This is a genomic window from Variovorax sp. 20P10.2.4, from assembly GCF_058244205.1.
The window spans coordinates 1-4,264 of the sequence record NZ_JBZAYE010000618.1 but is presented as its reverse complement, the minus strand read 5'-3'; the positions used below and the strand labels follow the sequence as shown (position 1 = coordinate 4,264).

4 protein-coding genes are annotated in these 4,264 nt (G+C 72.4%); 1 reads left to right on the top strand and 3 read right to left on the bottom strand.

The window, feature by feature from the left end; all coding sequences use genetic code 11:
- Positions 1–156 precede the first annotated feature (156 nt).
- Positions 157–1,050: an acyl-CoA thioesterase gene (locus AC27VN_RS34340; protein ID WP_490879478.1), complete on the top strand. Its 894-nt coding sequence runs from the start codon at positions 157–159 to the stop codon at positions 1,048–1,050.
- A gap of 9 nt (positions 1,051–1,059) precedes the next feature.
- On the opposite strand, the gene AC27VN_RS34335 is transcribed toward AC27VN_RS34340, so the two are convergent.
- The 3 genes from AC27VN_RS34335 to fahA form a co-directional block, all read right to left on the bottom strand.
- Entirely contained in the window at positions 1,060–2,199 is a 1,140-nt protein-coding gene (locus AC27VN_RS34335) for a porin (protein WP_490879477.1), read from the bottom strand.
- A gap of 154 nt (positions 2,200–2,353) precedes the next feature.
- Positions 2,354–3,217 (bottom strand): fumarylacetoacetate hydrolase family protein, encoded by an 864-nt coding sequence (locus AC27VN_RS34330; RefSeq protein ID WP_490879476.1) that lies wholly within the window; start codon positions 3,215–3,217, stop codon positions 2,354–2,356.
- Position 3,218: 1 nt separating this feature from the next.
- Positions 3,219–4,264: fumarylacetoacetase (gene fahA, locus AC27VN_RS34325; RefSeq protein ID WP_490879475.1), on the bottom strand; the 1,046-nt coding region annotated here is incomplete at its 5' end.

Here is a 4,264-nt window from a genome sequence, read left to right as displayed (position 1 = left end):
CGTGGACGTGGCGGCGCTGCAGGCGAAGCTGGCGGCGGACGGGGTCGACCTGGACCGTTGAGCGGTGGCAGGGGGCGCCCGAAGCGCGCGCGACAGCCCCCTGGCCCCATGTTTGCTATCGTTTGCGGCTCTCTCTTTTCGTCCAGACCGCTCCCGATGACCCCCGATACCGCCACCGCCGCCCGCCTCGTCCAAGACCTCGTCGCCTACATGCAGCTCGAACCGCTGGGCGGCGACCGCTTCCTGGCGCAGAGCGAGGACATCGGCACGCCGGCCGTGTTCGGCGGCCAGGTGCTGGGCCAGTCGCTGATGGCGGCCAACCTCACGGTCGGCGCCGATCGGCCCGTGCATTCGATGCACGCCTACTTCCTGCTGCCGGGCGAGCATGCGCCCATCGAGTACAGCGTCGACCGCGTGCGCGACGGCCGCAGCTTCACCACCCGCCACGTGGTGGCGCGCCAGCAGGAGCGCATCATCTTCGAGATGTCGGCCTCGTTCCAGACCGTGGACGACGGCGTCGAGCACCAGATCGACATGCCCGAGGTGGCCGGCCCCGAGGGCCTGGTCAGCGAGCTCGACCAGCGCATCGCGCTCGGCGACCGGCTGCCCGAGCCCTGGCGCAGCAAGGCGATCGAGCCGCACGGCATCGAGTACCGCCGGGTCCAGCCCGACGACCTGCTCGCGCCGGTGCCGCGGCCCGCGTCCGACAGCGCCATCTGGATGCGCGCGATCGCGCCGCTGCCCGACGACCCGATGGTGCACCGCGCGCTGCTGGCCTATGCCTCCGACCACGGCCTCTTGCGCGCCGCCATGCTGCCGCACGGCCTGAGCTTCATGACCGGCCAGGTGCGGCCCGCGAGCCTCGATCACGCGATGTGGTTCCACCGCGATTTCCGCTTCGACGACTGGCTGCTCTACGTGCTCGATTCGCCGAGCGCGAGCGGCGCGCGCGGCCTGTGCCGCGGCAGCATCTACACGCGCGACGGCCGGCTCGTGGCCTCGACGGCGCAGGAAGGCATGCTGCGCATCCGGGCGCTGAAGAAGGGCTAGACCCCGGCCTCAGAAGGTGTGGGCGATGCCGAACTCGAAGCCCGTGGACCGGCCGCCCGCGAAATTGCCCGCGTTGACCGCGGGCCCGCCGGGCAGCGCCATGAACGACTGCCCGCGGTTCTCGATGCGTGCCGCCTGGGTGTAGAGCGTGGTGCGCTTCGACAGCGAATGCGCGTAGCCCAGCACCCACATCGCACCGCCATTGCCGTCGACGGGACCGGCCACGGTGCCGGGCGCGAGCTGGGTCGTGACCGTGCCCGACAGCCGCGTGCGGCCATGCGAGAGCTGCACCTTGCCGGTCGCCACCGGCACCGTCGCGGCCAGCATCCAGTTCGCCTGCCGGCTGCCGGCCGCGCGGAACTGGCGCCAGGTGCCGGCCAGCCGCACGACGCCGAAGTCGTAGGCCACGGTCGCGACCGAATCGTCGAGCCGGTTCGTCGGCGTTCCGGCGCGCAGCTGCACGTCCGAGACCGCATGCGCGACCGCCGCGCTGAAGGGCCCGCCGGCGTTGTAGCCGAGCCGGATCAGCCGCAGCCGGGCCGCGCCGGTGGCGACGGTCTCGTTCTCGCGCGGGGCCAGGGCCAGCGTGCCCGAGAAGCCATGGAGGCTGGGGCTGAAGTACTGCAGCATGTTGCGCGCGTAATGCAAGGTGGTGTCGTTCTTCGAGAGCGGGCCGAACACCGCGCGCAGCGGGCCGTTCTGCAGCGTGTCGTAGAGATTGCCCGAGCTGCCCATGCCGATGTTGAGCCAGGGATCGTTCTCCATCCAGGTGACGTAGACCGGATGGAGGTCGTAGCCCAGGCGCAGCGTGCCCCAGCCGCGGTCGAGGATCTCCACGTAGGAGCCGCGGTTCCAGAACTGGCCCGGCATGCTGGTCGAGCCCACGTTGCCGGTGTCGACGCCGATCAGGGTCTCGAGCTTGATGCCCACGCGCAGGCCGCCGCCGAGGTCCTCCGAGCCGCGGATGCCGAGGCGGCTGGTGCGGTAGCCGCCGCTGGACAGGCTGTCGATCGAGCCGACGCCGCTGTTGCTCACGTGGCGAAAGCCCGCGTCGACGATGCCGTAGAGCGTGAGCGACGACTGCGCCTGGACCTGCGATGCAAGGCCCGCGCACAGCGGCAGCGCGAACCGTAAAGCTCCGAACTTCATGATCTCCTCCTTGGGGTGGCGTGGAATGGGCGACAGCGCTCCGCCCAGGGGCGATGCGCCCCTGGGGTGTCGTTCTTCGCGGCCCGCGGGCCGTGGGTGGGGAAGGCGGCGCCGGTGCGGCGCTAGGGTCCCGGCTTCGGGAAGGCGCGGGCCTTCACTCGGGCGCGGCCTCGGCGACCACGGGGTTCGACAGCAGGCCCACGCCTTCGATCTCGATCTCGATGCGGTCGCCGGGCTTCATCCACACCGGCGGGTTGCGCGCATAGCCCACGCCCGAGGGCGTGCCCATGGCCACCACGTCGCCGGGCTCGAGCGTCAGCGCCTCGCTCAGCAGCACCAGGGCCTGCGCCACCGTCACGAGCATGTGGTCGGTGCGTTCGCTCTGCATCAGGCCGCCGTTGAGGCGCGATTCGATCCGCAGCCCGCTCGCGCCGGGCGGCAGCGCCGAGGCCGCCACCAGCCAGGGGCCGAAGGCGCCGGTGCCGTCGAAGTTCTTGCCGATGGTCCATTGCGCGGTGCGGCGCTGGTAGTCGCGCAGCGTGCCGTCGTTGAAGCAGGCGTAGCCGGCCACGGCGTCGAGCGCCTGCGCGGGCGTGAGATGCCGGGCGCGGCGGCCGATGACCACGGCCAGCTCGGCCTCGAAGTCGAGCTTGTCGGACACGCGCGGGCGCACCAGCGGTGCCTCGTGGGCGATCAGCGAGGTGGCGCCGCGCAGGAAGAAGCTCGGGTAGTCGGGCGCGGCATTGCCGCCCTCGGCCGCGTGCGCGGCGTAGTTCAGGCCCAGGCAGATCACCTTGCCGGGGCGCGCCACCGGCGTTTCCCAGCGCAGCCGCGCGGGGTCGAGCAGGGTGGCGCGCGACAGCATGGCCGCGCCCGGTCCCGAGGCCACCAGTTCCTGCCAAGCCGTGTCGTGCGCGCCGGCCGGCACCTCGGCGCCCAGGCCCCAGAGTTCGCCATGGCGCTCCACCGCCCACTGGAGGACGCCGTCCGCGGGCGTCACGCGTGCATAGCGCGCCATGTCAGAGGCTCCCCGCCGGATGGGCGGCCAGCACGGTGCCGGCCGCCTCGCCGAAACCGACGCGCGCGCGTCCCGGTGCCTCGCACCAGCCGCGCAGGATCAGGCGGTCGCCGTCGTGCAGGAACGCGCGCCGGTCGTCGCTGTTCGCCAGCGCGACCGGTTCGCGACCGCGCCGGCTCAGTTCGATCAGGCTGCCGGCCTCGGGCGCGGTCGGCCCCGAGATCGTGCCGGTGCCCAGCAGGTCGCCCGCGCGCAGGTTGCAGCCGCCCACCGTGTGGTGCGCGATCATCTGGCCGATGCTCCAGTACTGGTGGCGGAAGTTGGTGCGGCTCAGGCGCGAGGCCGGCTTGCCTTCGGGCTGCAGCCAGGCCTCGAGCTCGATGTCGAGCGCGCCCGCGGCGCGATGGCCCGCGGACTCGAGATAGGGCAGCGGCTGCGGATGATCGGCCGGCCGGCGCCAGGGCACGCTGAACGGCGCCAGCGCGTCGAGCGTGACGATCCAGGGCGAGAGCGTGGTCGCGAAGTTCTTGGCCTGGAACGGGCCCAGCGGCGTCATCTCCCAGGCCTGCACGTCGCGCGCCGACCAGTCGTTGAGCAGGGTGAGGCCGAACACATGGTCCATCGCATGCGCCAGCCCAACGGGCGTGCCGCGCGCGTTGCCGCGGCCGATGACCACGCCGAGCTCGAGTTCGTAGTCGAGCATCTCGCAGGGCCGCAGCACCGGCGGCTCGTCGCTCGAGGGCCGGGCCTGGCCCCACGGGCGATGGATGCGCTCGCCGCTCACGCCCAATGACGAGCTGCGGCCGTGGTACGCGATCGGCATCCACTGGAAGTTGGGCGCGAGGGCCGCGGGCGGGTTGCGCAGGCGGCCGCCGTTCTCCGCATGGTGGATCGAGGTGTAGAAGTCGGTGAAGTCGCCGACGCGGATCGGCAGCGCATGCTCGATGTCCGCGAGCGGAACGAGCGCGGCCTGCAGCGCCGCGGCCTTCGGATGCGGCTCCTGCGCATCGAGCAGGCGCACCAGCGCATGGCGCAGCGCGCGCCATG

Coding starts and splice junctions, on each gene's coding strand:
- AC27VN_RS34340 (WP_490879478.1), top strand. CDS start 157: ATGACCCCCGATACCGCCACCGCCGCCCGCCTCGTCCAAGACCTCGTC.
- AC27VN_RS34335 (WP_490879477.1), bottom strand. CDS start 2,199: ATGAAGTTCGGAGCTTTACGGTTCGCGCTGCCGCTGTGCGCGGGCCTT.
- AC27VN_RS34330 (WP_490879476.1), bottom strand. CDS start 3,217: ATGGCGCGCTATGCACGCGTGACGCCCGCGGACGGCGTCCTCCAGTGG.